This is a genomic window from Agarivorans sp. JK6 (genome assembly GCF_045277145.1).
Taxonomy (GTDB): Bacteria; Pseudomonadota; Gammaproteobacteria; order Enterobacterales; family Celerinatantimonadaceae; genus Agarivorans; species Agarivorans albus.
On sequence record NZ_CP113525.1, the window covers coordinates 926,763 to 949,502 of the forward strand.

Genomic DNA, 22,740 nt, shown 5'->3' on the forward strand with positions numbered 1-22,740 from the left:
CTTATTTAGCGCCTTACAGCAATGCTCGGCGTTAAAGGAAAGGAATAAAGAATGAATGTTATTGAAATAGAGGGCTTTCTTACCTTCACTTTGGCAATTATGTTGTTATTTGTAGGTAAATGGGCCACTGCAAAATTTGCTGTGTTACGTAATTACAGCATCCCAGAGCCAGTGATTGGTGGTTTTGTCTGCGCTACGGGTGTAGCGCTGCTTTACTACTTGGCTAATATTCAACTGCAGTTCGACCTAGAGTTACGTGACTACCTGCTGTTGTACTTTTTTGCTGGCATTGGCCTTAAAGCCGATTTTAAAACGCTCATCTCTGGTGGCAAGCCCTTGTTGGTACTAACCCTTTTGGCGGTTATCTACATCGTGCTGCAAAACGGCATTGGTTTAGGCGTGGCCACTATGTTCGGCCTAGAGCCTATTGTTGGCCTGCTTTCTGGCTCAATCTCATTGATTGGCGGAGTAGGGACAACCATGGCTTGGGCGCCTACCTTTGAAGAAATGGGTATTGAGGGGGCTGCAGAGTTAGGCATTGCCAGCAATACGGTTGGCTTGATTGCCGCGTGTTTGATTGGTGGTCCAATTGCCAAGTATTTGATCAATCGTAATCAATTAAAAGCTGTTGAAGGGGATCAGCTAGATATTGGTGTTCATCATGAACAGTCGGTTCATTTGGACCACTTTGGTTACCTGTATGCATGGTTGTTCCTCAATCTCAGTATGATTTTTGGTTATATGATTAACCTTGGATTAGAAGAAGCTGGGCTTAATGTACCGCTATTTGTATCTTGCCTTATCGCGGGTATTGCCATTGGCAACTTTAAGAGCTTGGTGCTCAAGAAGAAAATGGATGAGAACGCCAGTAAAGGTTTAAGCCTTATCTCAGATATCTGTTTGGGCATGTTCTTAACCATGGCCTTGATGGGCTTGCAGCTTTGGCAGTTGGTGAGTTCTATTGGCTTTATCAGCGTGGTGATGTTTGCACAATTGGTGCTTTCGATAAGCTTCACTGTGTTTATCGTGTTCAAGCTGATGGGTAAAGACTATGAAGCTGCAGTAATCAGCTCGGGCTTCGGTGGTATCACATTGGGCTCAACGGCTACTGCGATTGTGAATATGACAGCGGTTACTCAACAACATGGCGCAGCGCACAAAGCCTTTATTATTGTTCCTTTGGTGTGTGGTTTCTTCATTGATATAGCCAATGCCCTAATCATTAACGGCCTTATTGGTCTATTTACATAAACTTTTAGTAAATCAGCCTCTAATTACAGAGGCTGATTTATTGATGCAAATTTGAATTTCTCTAAACCCTTCTTACCCATATTTAAATATTAAATAATAAGGCCCTATTTTTTGTTTATAAGGGCTTGTTTATGAATCAAATTAACTTTACTGCCATTATGCTAATTCTGGTTATTCTGCTTCCTGTGGTGGTAAAACAAGTTTTTGGTTAATCGGTCGCATTTTAGAATTTCTCTAATTCCTGTTGTTTTGTTGGTTGGCCTAATAAAATTGAAAGGTAAGTAATTATTAAGTGGTTTGCTTTATATATTAGTAGCAGGCATTTAACTTAGGGCTGAAAAATAATAGTCTTGCGGCTTATCTAAGAAAAATAATCATTGAGAAATAACCATGAACATATTTAAAAGAAATGAAACCAACGCCTTTAAACATGGCCGTTGCCCATTCAAAAGTGGCGTGCGCTATACCGGCGTAAGAATCGGTGGGGGAATGATGCTGGTAAGAAAATTTGAAGCCAAAACCGCCAGTAGTGAAGTAATAACAATGACAACCAAGCACTTTGAGCAAGTTGTTGTGCCGGGTTAGTTTCGAACGGCTAAGAGTAGCTTATGCTTATCTAAGTACTGGCGATATGCTGAGTGCTGTTACTACCAAATAAAACCATTCAAGCCCACTGAGCTTTCTCTCGCTAGCAACTATTACTACTGGTTAAACCAAAGTCCATAAAGCAAAAAAGCGCAGTAGCGCTTTTTTTTGTTTAGGGCTTATGTCTCTTACCTCAAAGGCTATTAAGACACTGGTCCATCCTTGCGCTTAGCCCAGGCTGTAATTGCTCCCAATCAAAGCTAGCAATGTCTGTCGCTAGCTGTTGCTTCTCAGCTTCTGCAATCTGTTGCTCGTAAAGCGCAGCATAGTTTGGAGCATGAGTTTCCCAATGCTGAGGGTTGATGCCTTGACTGTATCCATAGCAATAAAGCCAGCGCATATAGGTATTGTCAAAAGGGGCGTCGGTTGGGAACCCGGGTATGGTATGGTGAATGTACGAAAGCTTGAGTTCTGAACTGGTTAGTTTGGCCTGACGTTCAATCAAGGAAATATTAGTTTGGGTTTGAAAACGTAACATAGTGGCGATCGAACGTCCCATAATGCCGAAGATACCGGGATTAGTTTCTTGCCATTCCGAGGCGAGTTTAGAATTGCTTACTACCCAAACCCGGCTTTCTAGGTTCTGGTTAGGAGCAAATCCAAGTGATTCTAAATATTGACTTTCATACTGACGATAAACCGAGATATCTAAGTTTTCTGGAATGAAGAACACCTGCGCCATTACGCCACCATCAACGTGTAGCTCATCATACACTTCACCATCAACCATTACTGGCAGTAGCACGGGCTCGAAAGCTCCGGGAATGGCAGCGGATGCGATAATCACGTTTTCAAATAAGGTTTCTGCTTCTTCTCCGGTGTATTGCGCTATCGCCCCCATATCCCAAATTACGGCACGCTGTGCGTCTAAGTTGGTGGTCTTCACCAAGAAACGACGGCCACGCAAATGCTCCGCTGCAACCTGTGCCATTAAGTCTTGATTAATCTCGTCACGAACTAGCTGAACAAAGGGTTGGGTGTCTAAAAAGGATGAGCTTGAAAATAGACTAAACAGGCTGCGCTTACTGTAGATGTTATCGTCAGAGTATTCGGTATAGAACTGGCGGATTTTGTGGTCGTAATCAGGCCCAAGGAAGGCGTATAGACCGAGAATAGCACCGGTGCTAATCCCGGTTACCAAGCGATACTCAGGGCGTTCACCGCTGGCACTCAAACCATTTAGCAAGCCTGCGCCATAAGCTCCGTTGGCACCTCCACCGGAGATGGTTAGCATGTTTTGCACGCGAAGCTCGCCTTGCTCGTCCACTAGCAACTGTTTATCGAAGCTCTCAGTATACTCATGCAGCTCATCGGCATTAGGCTCTACATCGCCCCAGGTACGAATACTAGGATCAGCCAGTATGCCGCTGAGCGCAGCTTTGTTTAAGGGCAGGGCGTTCCGTTCTGGTGGAGAGCTACAGGCAACTAACAGGGCCGAGATAGCGGCTAAGGCCAGGCTACGAGCCATAATGTTCATCCTTGGCTATGGCGAGTTTTAGTTATTTATTCAGTGTAATCAAATCGTTTGGTGGGGTCTAGCTGCGAGTGTTCAGCAAATAAAGTTTATTGCTACTTTAAGCCTTGATTATGAAGTTTATGTATTAAAGAAAGCCCCCAGAATTTAGCTGCTGGGGGACAATCTATGATGATTCGACATATTTATACTTTATGTGCTTTATCTAAAGATTGACGAAATGATTTGGCCCAGCCATCAAAGGTTTGTTCTAGATCGGCCCAAGTGGACCACGGGGTCGCATTAAGGAAGCGAGAACCTCTAGACTGCATTATCGCTACTGCATCAATGCGCTCGCTGGTTGCGTTACGGAATACCGTCTCTATGGTGACTTCTCCCACGCTAAGCGCGAAGGGTGCAAGTACTGTAGCGACATTGGCTGCAGCCGAAGGCGCGCTGATGCCAGAAATCTTGAAGGTGATACGTAGCGCATTGTTGGATGCTTCACCGCCAACCTGATAGCCAGCTTGGCTAAGCTCCTCACTGACTGACTTAGCTAAATATTGCTGCATCTTAGCAATGCTCTCAGCATTGTCTTTGTTCAGATAACGTTCGCCATCAACCACAACTACCGGCTCTATAATAAAGTTATCGTACTCGCTTAGGCTAGCAGCACCGGGGCGAACGTAAACCACACTAGGTGCATGGCTGTGGTCCAACTCTAGGCCGTCGGTATCAGCTACAGCTTGGTAGTCTTGTACTTGTACCGGCTTAGCGCTGCAGGCTGCCAGCAGGGTAACAAGGCCAAACGCGAGTGGAATGCGAGTTAAGTTGCTAAGTAGTTTCATTGAGTCTTCTCTAATATATTTGTTGGGTAGTGTTGAGGTCGCGCACTCATGGCTAAGTTTTGTCTGGGTCTAGGCCCGGCCAAAGCGTAACCACAAGGCGCTGGTTCTTTATTTAGGTTTAGAATTTGTAGCTAAGGCCGGCTGTTACCACATACTCGTCTGATTCATAGAAATCGATATTTGAACTGGTGGTGTTCAAGCCAGAAAGTGATACGAAGTTCCAGTTTTCCCATCCCATAACGTTGGCGTACTCATAAGCGACGAACAGCTTGTAGTGGTCATCTTTTCGTGTCTTATCGAAGATCGGATTAACCGCATCGTATTCAGTCTTGCCAAAGCCAGCGGTTAGGGCTAGCGAGTGTGCATTGTGCACCATGTAGTAGGTCAACTCGGTTTCATAGCGATCGTAACTTGCTGCTGCGCCTATGGCGTCATTCTGGGTATAGCTAAATGCCGGTACTAGTGCTGATCTTTGGCCAATTTGGAAGGCATAACTAGCCTTGGCGAAGTAAACGTCGGCATCGCGGTGCAAGCTACGGTATTCAATTTGCTCGTTATCAATTTCGTTTTTACCCACAGCCAAATCTAACGAGAAACCAGAACCCATGATTTGGTTCAGCTTTACGCGGTAGGCGTAACCATCAACGTCAGTCTCGCTGCGCGCATTATCTGTGTCATAAGGGTTAGCCCACACTTCACCAGAAAGCACGGTAGGTAGAAAAGCAATGTCGATTTGCGTGCCGTTGGCAAAGTCATACTGGTAGCCAAGCTCAAAGGCCAAATCACCCACCGCCAAGTCATCGCGTGAAGTACCTAAATAAATGCGTTGGTTGCGCTGCTGGCCTAGGTCGTAGGCCAAGTTACCTAGCGGAACAGCAATAAATTCGTCTTGGGTTTCGCCGCTACCGTTTAAGTTGTTCAGGCGAGCGTTGTTCTCGGTGCTCAGGTTTGAGTTAGTAGAGCTGAAGCCGCCAAGTAGGAAAATCTCGCCACTAAAGCGCGATGTTTCGGCAGAAAATGCATTGAGCGAAAACGTTGAGCTAATGGCTAGTGCTAATAGTGTAGTTTTGTTCATTTTTATATCTCTTCAAATAAGTGCACAAGTTGGTGTGCTGTTTAAGTTGGAAATGATTTTATTTATTTGGGTAGGTTTTAGTACGGTTTAGAGAAATTCAACTTTGCTATTTGGCTTATGGTTTTTAAGTCATTGAGGAGCGCCAAATTTGGGTTTCTCTAAGTCATTTTTTTAATTTTGTTTTCTATCTAATCTCTAATTTGTTTTTCCCATGTTAATGACGTGGTGCTTAAGAATTTTTTAGAGGATAGGTAATGAGTATTTATATTGCGTTTTTATTTACTGGGGTGGTTTCAATGTTGTTTGTTTCTTTATTAAGGTTTTTAGAAGAAAGAAAACAATCAAATAAATCACCTGAAGAATAATCATTAATTAAACAAGGGGGAGTTAGGCAAATTTAGGAGAGGGATTTTAGAAGATAGCTAAGCTGGCTATCGGCAGCGTCATGGATAACAAACTACCCGAAATTTAGTTGCTAGGTGTTTGGCCTGGTAATAGCGAATTAGGAACCATTTCATGACTATCAGCACTGCAGCGGTTGCAATCAACAGCACAGCACTTTTTTCAACATGGCAACGAGCGCAACTCGTAAAATGTTTACAAGTATTAGCCTTAATAGTGGCTTTAGTTAGCACAGGTGTTGTGGCCCAAGACAAGTCATCTACTTATCAGTCAGTAGAACCTCGCAATAGCTATTTTGCTTTAACCATGGGCTCGGGCATCACCAACGTTGAAGGTGTGGATAAAGAAGATAAGAAACAAAATCACCGTTCATTTGATGTACGTTTTGGCCAGTATTTGAAAGACGATGTGCGCTTAGATTTTGTGCATGCTAATGAGGGTCACCCTTACAACCACCATCGAGATGGTTTTTCTACCCAGCTGGTTTACACCCCTATGTTGACTAAAACAGCTAGATTAGAACTTGGTAGTGGCCCTTACTTTTCATTTGATACCACTAGAAATGCCGAAGGTGTGGAGCTTAACGAAAAACGTTTGGGCATGATGAGCACCGTAGCCTTGGTATATCCCATCAATTACATCGGAACAGGTGCCCACTTACGGGGGCAATGGAACAATTATCTCATTCCAGATAGGCCAACCAGTAACTCCTTTTTAGTGGGCTTTGGTATTGATATTGATAATGGCACTAATCAAGTTAAGCAAGATGGGAACGGAATTATTAATGAAGTGTGGGTGTCGTTAGCAAATACTAAAATCAATCATGGTGGTCCAGAAACCACTGTGGGCTATAGCGTTGAAGGTGCTCATCGTTTCTCAAACAATTACGCAGTGTCACTAGGTTGGTTAGACGAGGGTGGTGATAGTGGGTGGACTGAACGGCGCGGCATTACCGCTCAAGTTTGGCGCTTTATTCCACTAGGAAACCACCTTGAAGGACGATTCGGTGCCGGACCTTACTTCGCCCAAGACAAATATGAGCACACTAGTGCTTTTGACACAAAAGGAGTTGTCACCATTGGGGTGAACTATTACCCACATTGGCGTAATACTCAAACTTGGTTTGTTGGTGGTAGTTTAACCAGAGTAATTGATAAAAAAGGTTATGAAAATGATGCTGACATAGCGCGACTGACTATCGGTTATCGATTTTAAGTAACTCGCTCGGCAAAAACGCCGCTTAGAGTAAGCGGCGTTTTTGATTTTATTTAAAGCGTCTTGCTACCAAGCCAAAACAGGCTAGTGCAAATAGGGCAATGCTGCCAGGTTCGGGAACCGAGAAGCGAATGTTATCGATAGCGCCAGAGCCGTTTAAGTGAATACGCATTGAGGCTACTTCGGCTACTGCAAAATCCAAGCGGTCCCAAGTATTGTCGCCGCCGGTATGCGGAGTGTAGAAATCAGTTGGGAAAATTTCGTTGTTTTGCGCATCAAACAAGTGAATGGCATTTTGTGCTGTGTAGCCATTCTCTGCCAGCTCAATGTCAAAAAAGTCGATACTTTCTAGGTATACCGAACTTGAGAAGTTAATGGTGAAGTAACCTGCAGGACGACGCCCTTCGTCATCTGGGTTGTTACAAATAAGGCCATTACACGAGTTTGGGTTCTCATGAATAATGAGTACATTGCCTGGGTTAGCAATACCTAAATTGGGTTGGTTAATATTGCTAAAAGGCGACTCTAAATCTGGGTCTTGAGTATTGATAAGGCTGGTATCAAAAGCGACGGCCAAATTGTTTTGGCCTAAACGTACATTGGTTCCATCTATGCTCACACCATGACTTAATTGGTATTGACCATTAACAATTTCACCGTTGGCCAATTCATCAAAAGTAATCACACTGGCTTGGCTAACAAAAGTGCTAAGTAAGCCTACAACGGCGAATAATACATGCTTGCGGTTCAAAACAATCTTCCTTGATATAAATGGTTCGACCAGCTCTAGGCAATTACTGTACCAAACTCGCAAGTCCATGGCCAGTAACACTTTTCTTACTGTTTTTATTAACAATAAATACTGGGTGTAAAGAATACTGACGAATTAATCGCTGCTTTTGAGGTAATAAGTGGAGTTAATACTAAAGTGCTTGCTGGCTTAACAAAGAGGGGGTTGTTGTATTAAGCAATTCCCGCCTTTAAATGAGTAGCTACACGCAAAACACTTACCGATTCGCTATCGAAAGCTCAGGTTTTCCAATAGTAACTAAAGCGCCGATTGTTTATCAAAGCTAGATCGGCGAAAATACCCGCCAATTACGATTAACTAAACGCTGGGTGATTGTGCTGTTTCGGCCAAATTGCCGCTTTGCTGCATCCTCGCGTTACCAAATTAGAAGAATTGATTCGATGTCTAACGCTTCACTCTTGCAAGATATTGCTAGCCGAAGAACCTTTGCAATTATCTCTCACCCGGATGCGGGTAAAACCACCATTACTGAAAAAGTATTGTTATTCGGAAACGCGATTCAAAAAGCCGGTACAGTGAAAGGTCGCGGTAACGCTACCCACGCTAAATCTGACTGGATGGAAATGGAGAAAGAGCGTGGTATCTCGGTTACTACCTCGGTGATGCAGTTCCCGTTTAACGATTGTATTGTTAACCTGCTAGATACTCCTGGACACGAAGACTTCTCGGAAGATACTTACCGTACCCTAACTGCAGTTGACTCCTGTTTGATGGTGATTGACGCGGCGAAAGGTGTAGAAGATCGCACCCGTAAATTAATGGAAGTAACTCGCCTGCGTGATACGCCTATTGTTACCTTTATGAACAAATTGGACCGCGATATTCGCGACCCAATGGAAGTAATGGATGAGGTAGAGAGCGAACTTAACATGATGTGCGCACCAATTACTTGGCCAATTGGCTGCGGTAAATTGTTTAAAGGTGTTTACCACATTCTTAAAGATGAAGTGATTCTTTACCAAACTGGTAAAGGCCATACCATTCAAGACCAACAAATCATCAAAGGCTTAGATAACCCCGAAATAGATGCCGCCGTAGGCGACGAGCTTGCCGAAACCTTGCGTGATGAGCTTGAGCTGGTATTAGGTGCGTCTAACGAGTTTGATCTTGAACTGTTTTTGAGCGGTGAACTAACACCTGTGTATTTTGGTACCGCGCTGGGTAACTTTGGTGTAGACCATATGTTAGAAGGTTTAACCAACTGGGCACCTGCGCCAAAACCTCGTGCTACTGATATAGGTGAAGTTACCGCTTCTGATGATAGCTTCTCTGGCTTCGTATTTAAGATCCAAGCGAATATGGATCCTAAACACCGCGACCGTATTGCCTTTATGCGCATTGTGTCTGGTGAATACAATAAAGGCATGAAAATGCGTCATGTACGCTTAGGTAAAGATGTAAGTATTTCTGATGCAGTAACCTTTATGGCAGGAGACCGTGCAGCTGCTGAAAAAGCGATTGCTGGCGACATTATCGGTTTACACAATCACGGTACCATTCAAATTGGCGATACTTTTACTCAAGGCCAAGCCATGAAGTTTACTGGTATTCCTAACTTCGCCCCTGAGATGTTCCGTCGTATTCGACTAAAAGATCCTTTGAAGCAAAAGCAATTGCTTAAGGGATTGATTCAATTATCTGAAGAAGGTGCTGTGCAGTTATTCCGCCCGATGCGTAACAACGATCTGATCGTTGGCGCAGTAGGTGTGCTGCAGTTTGATGTGGTGGTACATCGCTTACGCACCGAATATAAAGTAGAAGCTGTTTACGAGGGCATTAGCCTTGCCACTGCGCGTTGGTGCGCTAGCGACGATTCTAAGAAGTTTGAAGAGTTTAAGAAGAAAGCTCACGATAATTTAGCTTTAGATGGCGGCGACAACTTAACTTATTTAGCGCCTACAATGGTTAACTTAAACTTAGCCACCGAGCGCTACCCAGACGTTAAGTTTATGCAAACTCGCGAACACTAAGCCGCTTTTTAGCTAGTTTAATCGCAATAAAAAAGGTCGCATAAAGCGACCTTTTTTGTGGCTAGTAGTAAGGTTCTATTCGCGCTCTTTAGTATATGGAACACCAATCGCTTTTGGCGCGATAGCTTTACCGATAAAGCCTGCCAGTAAGAACACGGTAAGTACGTAAGGTATCGCTTCAATGGCTTGCACTGGAATCGCGAAGTCGCCAATGGAGACGCCTTGTAAACGTATCGCCATGGCATCCAAGAAACCAAACAGTAAACATGCAGCCAATGCGGTAAATGGTCGCCACTTACCAAAAATCAACGCGGCTAACGCCATATAACCTTTACCGGCACTCATGTTCGGAATGAACTGGGCAGTTTGCGCCACCGACAAGTACACGCCGCCAATACCGACCAGTAAACCACAGATAATCACCGCGCTGTAACGCATTCTCACTACTGAGATACCCGCGGTATCAACCGCTGCTGGTGATTCACCCACCGCTCTTAAACGTAAACCAAAGCGGGTTTTAAACATTACATACCAGGCTAAAGGCACGGCTAGGATTAGCAAATACACCAAGGCCGAGTGGCCGCTAACTAGCTCTGAATACAACAAACCAATCACCGGTACATCGGCCATTGCCTCAGCACCCGGCAGTTGAATAGGCGCGAAGCGGGCATCGCCACTTAAGGCGGGGGTTTGACCGCCTTGGTGGAACCAGTGACGCCCTAAGGTCACCGTTAAACCAGCGGCTAAAATGTTAATCGCCATACCACTTACTACATGATCACCACGGTGAGTGATGGTGGCAAAGCCGTGTAAAAGCGCTAGTAGTACCGAGATGCCAATACCTGCTAGTAAACCTAACCAAGCCGAGCCCGTTACATGCGCTGTTGCTGCACCAACAAACGCCGCAGCGAGCAACTTGCCTTCTAAGGCAATATTCACAATGCCCGAGCGCTCACAGAACATACCGGCCAGCGAAGCGAAGATAAGCGGCGTCGCAACCCGTATGGTGGCGTCTAACATTAAGATAATTGTTTCAAACATCTTAAGCGACTCCTTCTGATGGGCTTGCTTTTTTAGCAAAAAGCTTGAGGTAAGTACGTTCAAGCGATGGCTTAAACATATGCTCTAAAGCGCCTGAGAATAGAATCACCAAACCCTGCAGAACAACAACGATGTTACGGTCTACACCGTACTCAAAACTTAACTCTGCGCCACCTTGGTATAGGAAACCAAACAGTAAGCTGGCGAGCAAAACACCAAGAGGGTGGTTGCGGCCCATCAGTGCTACAGCAATACCGGTAAAGCCAAAACCCTCAACAAAATTTAATTTGATTTGGTGTAGTTCACCTTGCAAAACGTTAAGGCCAAAGAAGCCAGCCAGCATGCCTGATATCAACATCGCAATAATCACGATTTTAACGTAGCTAATACCTGCATAAGTGGCGGCGCTAGGGTTAGAACCTACCGAGCGTATTTCGTAGCCCCAGCGCGTATGCCAAATAAATAACCACAGCAACAAACAGCACAGTAAGGCGAAAATGAAGCTTAAATTGAGCGGGCTCGCAGACATGCTCACACCCACCCAGCTAAGCATTTCATGCATTTTGGGTAGCCATGAAGACGCCGCAAAAACTCGACTTTCGGTGGCCATTGTGGTCTCAGGTTTAAGAATATCAACCAGTAAATAGGCCATTAATGAGGCTGCAATAAAGTTGAACATGATGGTGGTGATTACGATGTGTGAACCACGCTTGGCTTGCAAGTAGGCAGGGATAAACGCCCAAGCTGCACCAAATAAACCACCCACAACAATGGCGACAGGGAATACCACATACCAAGGCGCAAACTCGCCTAAGGTTAAGCAGACTAAACCAACCCCTAAGCCACCAATATAGGCTTGACCTTCGCCACCAATATTAAATAAACCAGCGTGAAAGGCGATGGCCACGGCTAAACCGGTAAAGATGAATCCAGTGGTGTAATACAAGGTATAACCAATGCCTTCGGCATAGCCAAACGCGCCGGTCCACATCACCTTAATTGCATCGATGGGTGATATGTCGATATACATAAACAGCAAGGCCGACACTAAAAATGCGGCAAACACGTTGATTGCAGGTAATAGGGCAACGCTGACCCATGCAGGTACTTGAGCTTGGCTCATATTTCACCTCCCTGCGCGGTGTTTTTTATATGTTCTGGCACAATGTTGGCCATCATTAATCCTAAGGTTTGTTCATCCGCTTGTTCTGCGCTTACTTCACCTACAATCGCGCCATCAAAGACCACAATGATTCGATCAGCTAAGTTTACAATTTCATCTAACTCTACCGAGACCAGCAATACTGCTTTACCTGCGTCACGCGAGTGGATGATTTGTTGGTGAATGTATTCAATGGCTCCAATGTCTACGCCACGGGTAGGTTGGCCAACCAGAAGAATGTCTGGGTCTTGTTCCATCTCGCGAGCTATCACCAATTTTTGTTGGTTGCCTCCCGAGAAGTTGGCGGTTTTTAAGCTGGTATCTGCTGGGCGAACGTCCCACTTTTCCATGCTTTGTTGACAGCCCTGTTCAATCGCTTGCTTGTCTTGCAATACCCCTTTGTTGTATTGCGCAAGGTGGTGATACCCGAGTATATAAGCTTCTTTGGCGGCAAATTTATTGATAAGACCTTGCTTGTGTCGGTCTTCAGGAATGTGGCCTACGCCAATGGACCTAATGCTGCGCGGGTTGTAATGGCTTTCGGCGTCAATGGTATGTCCGTTTAACGTCATACTGCCGCTGCTTGGGGTGATAATGCCACTTAATAAGCTAAGAATTTCTGACTGACCATTGCCTGATACGCCGGCAATACCCACGATTTCTCCAGCGCGAACATTAAACGAGATATCTTTTACGCGTTTAACCCCGGCACTATCTATGTAGCTAAGCTTGTTTACTTCAATTAAAGGCGCTTGTGGTTTCGCTTCACCGCGCTCTACTTGCAGTAATACCTTACGGCCTACCATTAGCTCTGCAAGTTGCTCTTGATTGGTTTCTGCTGTTACTACATGTTCAACCATTGCTCCCTGTCGCATCACCGATACGTTGTCGGTAATGGCTAATACTTCACGAAGCTTATGGGTAATAATCATGATGGTGGTGCCTTGCTCACGTAACTTACCTAAAATGGTAAACAAGTGATCGGCTTCTTGTGGCGTGAGTACCCCAGTGGGTTCATCCAAAATGAGAATTTTAGCGCCACGATATAAGGCTTTTAAGATCTCTACACGTTGCTGCAAACCTACCGCTAGCTCACCAACTATGGCGTCTAGTGGTACATCTAAACCGTAGTCTTTGGCTAGTTGTTTAAGCTTCTTACGCGCTGCGCTTAAACTGTCTTCAAGCTTCCAGCCGTCTTCTGCACCCAGAACGATGTTTTCTAGCACGGTAAAGGTATCCACTAACATGAAGTGCTGGTGCACCATGCCAATACCCGCCTTGATGGCTTCTTGAGAGTTATGTGGTTGGTAATGCTGGCCATGTACCTGCATAGAGCCAGAGTCGGCATGATAGAAGCCGTAAATAATACTCATTAGGGTGGATTTACCGGCGCCATTTTCGCCAATAATTCCATGAATTGTGCCTTTAGGAATGGCAAGGTCGATACTGCGATTGGCATGAACGCTGCCAAAGCGCTTATCGATTTTTTCCAGTTTAATGGCAAAATCAGCTGCGTGAATCAATTTCGATTTCCATTTCTAGCAAGTAAAAATACGCCAACTCGAGGTTGGCGCGTATTTTTAGCATTTAGTAGTTACAGGTGTTGTCCGACATGTAGTCATGAACAGTAATTTTGCCAGAAATAATATCGGCTTTAATTCCGTCTACGTATGCTTTCAATTCTGGAGTGATTAATGAAGCATTATGCTCGTCTTGCGCCCAATCAACAGAATCTTCCTTAAGACCTAAGGCTTTAATACCTGGCTGCCAAGTGCCGTCCATGCCTTCTTCCCAAGTGCTGTAAGCAACGGCGCCCACTTTCTTAACCATTGAGGTCAACATAGTGCCTGGCTGTAAGTGGTTTTGGTTTGAATCAACACCAATGGCATATTTGCCTGCATCTTTAGCGGCTTGGTAAACACCTAAACCGGTTCCGCCTGCTGCAGCATAGATAACGTCAGCACCTTGAGAAAACTGAGATTTAGCTAGCTCTGAGCCTTTAGCTGGATCGGCAAAAGCAGCTGGCGTAGAGCCGGTCATGTTTTGCAGTACTTTGGTGTCGGCATTGGCATAAACCGCACCTTGCTCATAGCCACAAGCAAATTTACGAATAAGCGGGATATCCATACCGCCTACAAAACCAACGGTATTGGTTTTAGATACCTTGGCTGCTAATGCGCCAACTAAGAAAGAGCCTTCGTGTTCTTTAAATACCACCGATTGAACGTTGGGTTTATCAATCACCATGTCGATAATGGTGAACTGAGTATCAGGGTATTCGGCTGCTACTTTCTCAACGGCTGATGCCATGTTAAAGCCTACCGCAACAATTGGGCTGAATCCGCGACCTGCTAAACGGCGTAAACCTTGTTCGCGTTGCGCTTCATTCTGTGGTTCAAATTCGCGTACATCAACGCCTTTTTCTTTTTTAAATACTTCTACGCCATTGCGAAAAACAGCTTCATTGAATGATTTATCAAATTTGCCGGCAGTATCATAAACAACGGCTGGTTTAGCGGCTAACGCACTAAAAGAGGCAACTGCTAAAGCTGCAGCTGTAAGGTTGGTTGTGAATGTTTTCACGTCAAACTCCCTGTTTTTTTATTGAAATATTTTATCTAGTTAGGTCAGCGTTACTGGAACAAGCCCAAGCAGTACACTTGCGTATATGGCGAAGCTCACAGCCGATGTATTCATTGTTGATGAAGTGCATTTATCCAAGGATAGTAAACACCTACTTAAACTTACTAAGTGTAATCTACTATTGGGAATGTGTTGCACCATCGAGCATGACTTACTAGATATTGTCGGTGTCGCGTTTCGAATATTAACTATTTTCCCTGTAACCACTCTTTATATACAGTGATCCATTGGTAGAGTAGGATTAAGAATTACTGAATTCAATAAGCTATTCTCAGTATTTATCTTAATTTGTTGGGTATTTAAGAGATATTACCTATATATGTGGGTAAAATTACTATAAGTGACATGAAGCTCAGCAGAAGAGGTGGTCTATGGTAGCTCGAATAATCAGGCTTTTTCGCCACTATATCGCTTGTTACGATAGTTGGCTCCATAAAAATGGTTTGGACAAACCTTGTAGAAGTTGCATTCCTCAAGAGCACCCTAAACAGGACAAAGGCGAGTAATGGCCTGGTTTGATACCCATTGTCACTTGGACTTCGCACCATTTAAGCAGGATTTACCCAGTTACTTGGCAGAGTTCAAACGCTGCAATATACAAGGCTGCGTAGTACCTGCTGTGGGCCCAGAAAACTGGCAAACCGTAGTCGGCCTATCTTCCCTAAAAATGTTGAAAATTGCCCTGGGTTACCATCCATGCTTTTTAGATAAAAATGCCTTGCAGGGAGAACCTGAGTTATTGCTCGGCGAATTAGAGGCTTTAGGCCAAATAGTCCAACAGTATCGAGAGCGGCTAAGTGCATGGGGGGAGTGTGGTTTAGACGGTCGCTTCCCCGAAACCAACGCCCATCAAGAGTTTGCCTTTAATTGGCAAATAAAGGCGGCCCAACAACAAGGTTTGCCCTTACTTATCCATTCGGTGCGACTGCATGATCGCGTTGCTCATTTACTAAAACATGCTCACTTTGACCAAGGTGGAATTATTCACGGTTTTAGTGGCAGCTATGTACAAGCTAGCCGCTTTGTTGATTTGGGTTTTAAAATTGGCGTAGGCGGAACCATTACTTGGCCACGTTCGGAAAAAACGCGCAAGGCCTTAAAGCGCCTACCGTTAGATGCTTTGGTGCTAGAAACCGACGCACCAGATATGCCTTTGTTTGAGATGCAACAACAGCACAATACGCCCCTTAATCTCTCAGTTATTTTTGAGCAATTAGCAGCGCTGCGCAGCGAATCACCTCAAGAGCTTGAGCAGCGCCTATGGGATAACAGCCTACAAGTTTTAAGAATAGAATCTTAAAGCTCTATGGCTTTGCCGTCGCCTAGACACTTAAGTTAGTTAGCAAGCCTACACAGGTTTATGCCTTAAATTTGTCGATATGGTCGGCATTAACGGCGGCTACGGCTGCACTTACTAGAGTGGTTCCACTTAGTGGCTGTTCACTAGCGCCTAGTCGCATGGCGGGAGTCTCTCCGTTTTGGTCGGTGATGACGTAGTTAAATAGGGCGCGATTAATTTCAAATAAGGCGTCAACCGAGCTGGCGCTTTTCAGCTGCTTCGACATGTTTTGCTCAAGGTGTTCAAAGAAGTTCTGGCAAGCTTGCGGACGAGGTAAGTCGATGGGAGCGGGGACTTGCTGGCCTGAACTAATGCCACAAAACGCACCAAAAGGCGCTGGATACCAGCGGTCATTCCACCAACCTACTTTGTTACCTGCAGCGCCCATATCTGATTGAGTACGAGGATGCTGATAGATGTAATACACGTCGGCAGATTTCTCTCGTATTTGTTCAACACAGCTCATAAGAGCGGCACCGCGGATACTGCTTTCGTGTTCGATATAGTGGTGAAAACGTTCGACTTTGTGGGTAAATCCGGATAAAAGTTGAAAGTGTGCGTAAGCACAAATTGCCGGTTGAATAATTTGAGTACCGCGCAGATGCGAGGTGGGACCGTAGTGTAAATCTTCAAAGTGATAACGGTTCAGAGTAAGCTGATAACGGCGCTTTAAGGCCTCTACAATGGGGCTATCTTGCAGCGCTGGTAGCCTCGTAGACGCTTGTTGCTGATAGTAAACCGAATCATTAAGCTGCAATTGCGTTTGGTTATGGGTATGCAGCAATACGTAACCCGATTGAGCCTCACTAGAGCACAGTGCCCAAACGCGCTTTTGCTCGGAAAACTCATGCACATTGCTTTCGGTATGAATCGCTAAAAACTTGCGTTTGAGAGCCATTACCTCTTGCTGGCGCGAATAAAACCGTAAACAGTGAAATAGGCGCTGTAGCAGTTGGTAATAGATCTTTGGCGCAATGCTCAGCTGCTGCATTATTTTCTGTGGGCTGTGGCCTAAGCTTAGAGAATTGAATAAACGACACAGTTGCTCACTACCTTTCACGTGTACTTGGGTAAAGACGCTTTGGCATTTTCGGCATTGGTAACGTTGGCTATTAGCACCGGTTTTTCCGTAGCGTTTAACGCCGGTAGTTGGGCCTAGGAAGAAGCCAGGTTCGCAATTGCTGCAACCACAAGGGGCCTTGCTTAAGTGCAGTTTGGTGCGTTCTTCAACAATCAAGTTTACGCTGTGGCTGTCAACGAGAGGCGGGTAACTACCACACGCTTTGCAATGCAAAGCGGGATAACCCAATTGATGACTTTCGGCTAAATAGTCTGAGCTTTCGGTTAACCCAAAATTGGGGCAGCGACAGTTCTTACAGCAGTTAAACCGTTGTCTGTAGGCGAATTTTTGTTCTTTTTCAGGTTCAAGTGCTGCTGTCACTTTGTATTCCTTTTCAACATATTTAGTAACTAACTCTAGTTTGACTAATCTTTGACTATTATCCCGTGATCAGTCTCACGATTTTTAACAACTTAGAAACTTAAACTGCCAGCCATGAACTGAGGGGCAAAACAGCAATAGCGCTGCGCCTTTAGCAAGTTCCCACGTATTTAAAGGACGAAAGAAAATGTACGAAGTTATTATTGCCTTAATTACTGGCGCGGTGGTTGGCGTGGTTTTTAGTGCTATTAAACTGCCACTACCTGCTCCACCGGTGCTATCGGGCATCATTGGTATTTTGGGTATCTATTTGGGAGGCATGGCCTACCAAAATGTCTTGGAACGTTTTTTTTCGTAACAAATTCGTTAAGCAACTTGGCTAATCGCTTAGGTATAAGATTTGATATTTCCTATAGTTTGCTTAGTAAGGTTGTGAATCGATAGTCGCCTTAGGAAGAAGTATGGCATAAACACATTTGGTAAGTAAGGTCTCTGAAACGGCTAATAAGTCGATTAGATTTGATCTAGTTATCATTTAGGCCAAAAACCCTAGGTATGATCGCCGGCAGTAGAATCCATTGCAGCTCAGCCGGCATTAAGGTAGTTACCTGATCAGATAGTTGAATGTAATGGAATACTAAACAGACACGTTGTAGAAGGCTTCTTGTGCTGGTGGCAAGAAGATAGAAACGATGTAAGTTTCACAAAAAAATAATTAAACATTAGGGACACGTATGAACAGTACAGTAATGAGCTTGGTCGGCGTACTCGCGCTACTGGGGATTGCATTCTTGCTTTCCGATAACAAAAAACGAATTAACAAACGTACCGTTTTGGGAGCTTTTGCTATCCAAGCTGGATTTGGTGCCTTTGTACTTTACCTTCCATTTGGTCAAGACGTGCTAGCTGCTGTTTCAGGTGGTGTTCAATCGGTGATTGACAGTGCTCAAGCGGGTATTAACTTTTTGTTTGGTGGCTTAGGCACTGATGCAATGTTTGGTAACGGTGTTGGCTTTGTATTTGCCATTCGTGTATTGCCTATTATTGTATTCTTCTCTTCACTAATCGCGGTACTTTACTACCTTGGCATTATGCAGAAGATCATCTTGGTAATTGGTGGTGCTCTACAAAAAGCATTAGGCACTAGCCGCCCAGAGTCTATGTCTGCCACTGCTAATATCTTTGTTGGCCAAACCGAAGCGCCAATTGTGGTTAAACCTTTCATTCCAAAAATGAGCGAGTCTGAGTTATTTGCCATTATGGTTGGTGGTTTGGCTTCGGTTGCTGGTTCTGTATTAGCGGGTTATGCGGGTTTAGGTGTAGAGCTTAAGTACTTGATTGCTGCTTCATTTATGGCAGCACCTGGTGGCCTATTGATGGCTAAAATCATCAAGCCTGAAACTAATGCTTCTGAGCAAGATATGGACGCTACTTTAGCCGAAGAAGATCGCCCAGCTAACGTTATCGACGCTGCAGCAAGTGGTGCTTCTACCGGTTTGCACTTAGCGCTTAACGTAGGTGCAATGCTACTTGCCTTCATTGGTTTGATTGCGTTGCTAAACGGCATGGTTGGTGGCATCGGTGGCTGGTTTGGTGTTGAAGGCCTAACCATTGAACTTATTTTAGGTTACATCTTCGCACCGGTTGCTTGGATTATTGGTGTGCCTTGGGCAGAAGCCATTCAAGCGGGTAGCTTTATTGGTCAAAAGCTTATCGTTAACGAATTTGTTGCTTACATTAACTTTGTTGATATTCGCGAAACACTGTCAGAGCACACTCAAGTAATTGTTACTTTTGCACTATGTGGTTTCGCTAACCTATCATCAATTGCAATTTTATTAGGTGGCTTAGGTAGCATGGCGCCATCACGCCGTGGTGATATTGCTCGCCTAGGTCTTAAAGCTGTAGCGGCTGCTTCATTAGCTAACTTAATGAGTGCTGCACTTGCTGGTTTCTTCTTCAGCCTGCTATAAGCTAGTAAGGCTTCTTGGCAATATGCCAAGAGGCCTCTATTTCAGTTCAATCTATTGCTGCTCTGGCATTAGGTTTAATCTTAAACTTTGAGGAATAGTTATGTCTCAGTCTCTTACTGCTGTGGCGCGTCAAGCCCTTTCTTTAATGGACCTCACTACTCTTAACGATGACGATACTCGTGAGAGTGTGGCGGCTTTATGTGCTCAAGCTAAATCGGCTCAAGGCCAAGTTGCGGCTATTTGTATTTATCCACGCTTCATTCCATTTGCTCGTAAGGTATTGGCCGAACACGATGCGAGTGATGTGAAAATTGCTACTGTGACTAACTTCCCTTTAGGTGAAGATGATGTGGACTTGGCTGTAGCTGAAACTAAGGCTGCTGTAGCCTATGGCGCAGATGAAGTGGACGTTGTATTCCCATGGCGCGCCTTAATGGCCGGAAATGAGCAAGTGGGCTTTGATCTAGTTAAAGCCTGTAAAGCTGCCTGTGGCGAGATAAAGCTGAAAGTGATTATTGAAAGTGGCGAATTAAACAGCCCTGAACTGATTGCTAAAGCCAGTGAGTTGTCGATTAAAGCGGGCGCAGACTTTATTAAAACCTCTACCGGTAAAGTGCCGGTCAATGCAACGCCAGAAGCGGCAGAAATCATGCTAAAAGCGATTGCTGAATTTAACCCAGATTGTGGCTTTAAAGCCGCAGGTGGAGTTAAAAGCGCCGAACAAGCGAAAGTTTACCTAGATCTTGCGACTAAAACACTTGGCGACGATTGGTTAAGCCAAGCGCATTTCCGTTTTGGTGCATCAAGTTTATTGGCCGCATTGCAAGCCACTATATCAGGTGATGAGAACGCTCAAGCTGGCGCTGGTTATTAGTTAATTCTTCAATAAGAGTTAAGGAATGCTCATGTTGTTACCCCAAGAAATTATTCGACGTAAACGCGATGGCCAAGCGCTGTCGCTGGAAGAAATCCAGTTTATGGTTGACGGTATTACCAACGGCCAACTAAGTGATAGCCAAATTGGCGCTTTTGCCATGGCGGTTTACTTCAACAGTATGAATGGTACCGAGGCTACCGCGCTAACCTGTGCAATGCGTGATTCAGGGCAAGTGCTTAACTGGGATCATCTTAATTTGCCTGGGCCAGTGGTGGATAAACATTCTACTGGTGGCGTGGGTGATTTAACGTCGTTACTCTTGGGGCCAATGGTCGCTGCATGTGGTGGCCATGTTCCAATGATTTCGGGGCGTGGATTAGGCCACACTGGCGGTACCTTAGACAAATTAGAAGCTATTCCTAATTACTCTATTAGCCCCACATCGCAGCAGTTTGAAAGCATTGTGAAGGATGTGGGTATTGCGATTATTGGCCAAACCGGTGAGTTGGCTCCGGCCGACAAACGCTTATATGGCATTCGTGATGTGACCGCCACGGTAGAGTCTATTCCCTTGATTACAGCTTCTATCTTGAGCAAAAAACTTGCCTCGGGCCTAGAAGCATTAGTGATGGATGTGAAAGCTGGCAGTGGTGCATTTATGCCTAACTTTGCCCAGTCGAAAGCCTTGGCCGAAAGCATTGTAGAAGTGGCTAATGCTGCGGGAGTTAAATGCTGTGCCTTGCTAACCGATATGAACCAGCCTTTAGCGCCCAGCGCAGGTAACGCGGTGGAAATTGCTGAGACCTTACGTTATTTAAAAGGGGATACTTCAGCGCATCGCTTACATCAAGTAACAAGGGCTTTGGCTAGTGAAATGCTGCTATCTAGCGGTTTAGCCAGCTCTCAACAAGAAGCCGAGGATAAACTTGCCGCTAGCATTAGCTCTGGTGCAGCTTTAGAGCGTTTTGCCAAAATGGTGAGTGCTTTAGGTGGGCCTAGTGATTTTGTTGAGCGCAGCGAACATTACCTGCCTCAAGCTAAGGTTGTGAAGCCAGTAGCCGCAAAACAAAGCGGCATGGTTAAGCAACTAGACTGCCGAGAGTTGGGCATGGCGGTAGTAGGCTTGGGTGGTGGCAGAAGTGTGCCGGGAGCCGCCATTGATCACAGCGTGGGCATTAGTGAACTAGTAGAGTTAGGCGATGTGGTAGACAAGGGACAAAACTTGTTGATGCTGCATGCCAACGACGAAGACGCTTGGCAAGCGGCAGCAAAACAAATTCAACAGGCGATAAAACTCGACGAACCTAGCTCAGCGCAGGCCGATGTAAACCCTGTTTATCAGCGTATTGGTCCTTGTTAAGGAGACCCCTATGAAACGTGCAATTATATTAATGCTAGATTCCTTTGGCATTGGTGCCAGTGATGATGCCGAAAAGTTTGGCGATCAAGGTGCTAATACCATGCTGCACATTGCCGAGCAGTGTGCCCAAGGAAATGCCGATAAAGGCCGTAGTGGCCCGCTAACAATTCCTAACTTAAATCGATTAGGTTTAGGCCAAGCCTGCGGCGAAAGTGGCGGAGTATTTCCGCCAGGATTAGACGCTCAGGTTCAGCCTATTGGCAACTATGGTTATGCCGCCGAAATGTCTAGCGGTAAAGACACGCCAAGTGGTCACTGGGAAATTGCTGGCGTACCAGTTTTGTTTGATTGGGGCTACTTTAGCGAGCCTGAAAATAGCTTCCCACAAAGCTTACTAGACGAGTTAGTTAAGCGTGCAGATTTACCGGGTTACCTTGGTAATTGCCATGCATCGGGCACCGAAGTGCTGGAGCGTTTAGGTGAAGAACATATGGCTAGCGGTAAGCCGATTTTTTACACCTCTGCCGACAGCGTATTTCAAATCGCCGCTCATGAAGAAACATTTGGTTTAGAGCGTTTGCTTAAGCTGTGTGAAATTGCTCGTGAGCTAGTGGACCCTTACAACATTGGCCGAGTGATTGCGCGTCCATTTGTGGGCAACAGCGCAAAAGAATTTGCCCGCACCGGTAACCGCAGAGATTTATCGGTATTGCCGCCAGCGCCCACCTTGTTAGACCGCATGGCAGAAGCTGGCGGTGAGGTAGTGAGCATTGGTAAAATTGCCGATATTTATGCCCAGCAAGGTATCACTCGCAAGGTAAAAGCAACCGGCCTAGAAGGCTTGTTTGATTTAACCTTGAGTGAAATGGATCGCCAAGTAGACAACAGCATCATCTTCACTAACTTTGTCGACTTCGACTCAGCATATGGGCATCGTCGTGATGTACCAGGATATGCTGCTGCACTGGAATACTTCGATAAACGTTTACCTGAACTACTGGATAAGCTTAGCGAGGACGATATCGTGATTCTTACCGCAGACCACGGTTGTGACCCAACCTGGCCGGGCAGTGATCATACTCGTGAACATATTCCTGTCATTTTCTACGGCAAAAATTTACCCGCTAAAAATGTTGGTAAACGCGATACCTTTGCCGACATTGGCCAAACCATCGCCGATTACATGAAACTGCCTGCTTTAGAGTACGGCACTAGCTTTTTACAAGAATAACAA

At 45.1% G+C, this 22,740-nt stretch carries 19 protein-coding genes; 10 read left to right on the forward strand and 9 right to left on the reverse strand.

The window, feature by feature from the left end:
• The first annotated feature begins 51 nt into the window (after window positions 1-51).
• Entirely contained in the window at window positions 52-1,251 is a 1,200-nt protein-coding gene (gltS, locus tag OV592_RS04365) for a sodium/glutamate symporter (protein ID WP_406610534.1), read from the forward strand.
• Window positions 1,252-1,641: 390 nt separating this feature from the next.
• Entirely contained in the window at window positions 1,642-1,836 is a 195-nt protein-coding gene (locus OV592_RS04370; protein ID WP_406610535.1) for a hypothetical protein, read from the forward strand.
• Window positions 1,837-2,029: 193 nt separating this feature from the next.
• Here OV592_RS04370 and OV592_RS04375 read toward each other — a convergent pair whose 3' ends face one another.
• The 3 genes from OV592_RS04375 to OV592_RS04385 form a co-directional block, all read right to left on the reverse strand.
• Window positions 2,030-3,364, reverse strand: coding sequence for a patatin-like phospholipase family protein (locus tag OV592_RS04375; RefSeq protein WP_406610536.1), 1,335 nt, complete (start codon window positions 3,362-3,364; stop codon window positions 2,030-2,032).
• A 191-nt stretch (window positions 3,365-3,555) separates the two neighbouring features.
• Complete coding sequence (locus tag OV592_RS04380; protein WP_406610537.1) at window positions 3,556-4,197, reverse strand: DUF3313 family protein; 642 nt, start codon at window positions 4,195-4,197, stop codon at window positions 3,556-3,558.
• Window positions 4,198-4,315: 118 nt separating this feature from the next.
• Window positions 4,316-5,272 carry a DUF2860 domain-containing protein gene (locus OV592_RS04385; protein WP_406610538.1) on the reverse strand — a complete coding sequence of 319 codons (957 nt, stop codon included), beginning with the start codon at window positions 5,270-5,272 and terminating at the stop codon, window positions 4,316-4,318.
• 516 nt (window positions 5,273-5,788) lie between these two features.
• Between OV592_RS04385 and OV592_RS04390 the strand changes: the two genes are divergently transcribed.
• Entirely contained in the window at window positions 5,789-6,889 is a 1,101-nt protein-coding gene (locus OV592_RS04390; RefSeq protein WP_406610539.1) for a hypothetical protein, read from the forward strand.
• 49 nt (window positions 6,890-6,938) lie between these two features.
• On the opposite strand, the gene OV592_RS04395 is transcribed toward OV592_RS04390, so the two are convergent.
• Complete coding sequence (locus OV592_RS04395; RefSeq protein WP_406610540.1) at window positions 6,939-7,640, reverse strand: PEP-CTERM sorting domain-containing protein; 702 nt, start codon at window positions 7,638-7,640, stop codon at window positions 6,939-6,941.
• A gap of 440 nt (window positions 7,641-8,080) precedes the next feature.
• On the opposite strand from OV592_RS04395, the gene prfC reads away from it, so the two are divergent.
• Window positions 8,081-9,670 carry a peptide chain release factor 3 gene (prfC, locus tag OV592_RS04400; protein WP_016401428.1) on the forward strand — a complete coding sequence of 530 codons (1,590 nt, stop codon included), beginning with the start codon at window positions 8,081-8,083 and terminating at the stop codon, window positions 9,668-9,670.
• A 75-nt stretch (window positions 9,671-9,745) separates the two neighbouring features.
• Here the strand turns inward: prfC and OV592_RS04405 are convergent, their stop codons facing one another.
• The 4 genes from OV592_RS04405 to OV592_RS04420 all read right to left on the reverse strand — a co-directional run bounded on the left by OV592_RS04405 (window position 9,746) and on the right by OV592_RS04420 (window position 14,456).
• Window positions 9,746-10,711: an ABC transporter permease gene (locus OV592_RS04405; RefSeq protein WP_406610541.1), complete on the reverse strand. Its 966-nt coding sequence runs from the start codon at window positions 10,709-10,711 to the stop codon at window positions 9,746-9,748.
• A 1-nt stretch (window position 10,712) separates the two neighbouring features.
• Window positions 10,713-11,834 (reverse strand): ABC transporter permease, encoded by a 1,122-nt coding sequence (locus OV592_RS04410; RefSeq protein ID WP_016401426.1) that lies wholly within the window; start codon window positions 11,832-11,834, stop codon window positions 10,713-10,715.
• Window positions 11,831-13,396 (reverse strand): ABC transporter ATP-binding protein, encoded by a 1,566-nt coding sequence (locus OV592_RS04415; RefSeq protein ID WP_406610542.1) that lies wholly within the window; start codon window positions 13,394-13,396, stop codon window positions 11,831-11,833. The genes OV592_RS04410 and OV592_RS04415 overlap by 4 nt, the downstream gene beginning before the upstream one ends.
• A gap of 64 nt (window positions 13,397-13,460) precedes the next feature.
• The gene (locus OV592_RS04420) at window positions 13,461-14,456 is read right to left on the reverse strand and encodes a BMP family protein (RefSeq protein WP_016401424.1); all 996 of its coding nucleotides are present in this window, start codon (window positions 14,454-14,456) and stop codon (window positions 13,461-13,463) included.
• A 565-nt stretch (window positions 14,457-15,021) separates the two neighbouring features.
• Between OV592_RS04420 and OV592_RS04425 the strand changes: the two genes are divergently transcribed.
• A complete protein-coding gene (locus OV592_RS04425; RefSeq protein ID WP_406610543.1) occupies window positions 15,022-15,816 on the forward strand; it encodes a TatD family hydrolase in 795 nt (264 codons plus the stop codon).
• A gap of 58 nt (window positions 15,817-15,874) precedes the next feature.
• Here OV592_RS04425 and OV592_RS04430 read toward each other — a convergent pair whose 3' ends face one another.
• Complete coding sequence (locus OV592_RS04430) at window positions 15,875-17,296, reverse strand: hypothetical protein (protein ID WP_406610544.1); 1,422 nt, start codon at window positions 17,294-17,296, stop codon at window positions 15,875-15,877.
• 187 nt (window positions 17,297-17,483) lie between these two features.
• Here OV592_RS04430 and OV592_RS04435 point away from each other — a divergent pair, with 187 nt between their 5' ends.
• The 5 genes from OV592_RS04435 (at window position 17,484) to OV592_RS04455 (ending at window position 22,737) form a co-directional block, all read left to right on the forward strand.
• Window positions 17,484-17,654, forward strand: a complete 171-nt coding sequence (locus OV592_RS04435) for a XapX domain-containing protein (RefSeq protein ID WP_016401421.1) — start codon at window positions 17,484-17,486, stop codon at window positions 17,652-17,654.
• 376 nt (window positions 17,655-18,030) lie between these two features.
• Window positions 18,031-19,269, forward strand: coding sequence for a NupC/NupG family nucleoside CNT transporter (locus OV592_RS04440; RefSeq protein ID WP_016401420.1), 1,239 nt, complete (start codon window positions 18,031-18,033; stop codon window positions 19,267-19,269).
• 100 nt (window positions 19,270-19,369) lie between these two features.
• A complete protein-coding gene (deoC, locus tag OV592_RS04445; protein ID WP_406610545.1) occupies window positions 19,370-20,143 on the forward strand; it encodes a deoxyribose-phosphate aldolase in 774 nt (257 codons plus the stop codon).
• A 31-nt stretch (window positions 20,144-20,174) separates the two neighbouring features.
• On the forward strand, window positions 20,175-21,506 hold the full coding sequence (gene deoA, locus OV592_RS04450) for a thymidine phosphorylase (protein ID WP_221074654.1): 1,332 nt from the start codon (window positions 20,175-20,177) through the stop codon (window positions 21,504-21,506).
• Between the two features lie 10 nt (window positions 21,507-21,516).
• Window positions 21,517-22,737 carry a phosphopentomutase gene (locus tag OV592_RS04455; RefSeq protein ID WP_152784374.1) on the forward strand — a complete coding sequence of 407 codons (1,221 nt, stop codon included), beginning with the start codon at window positions 21,517-21,519 and terminating at the stop codon, window positions 22,735-22,737.
• The last annotated feature ends 3 nt before the right edge of the window (window positions 22,738-22,740 follow it).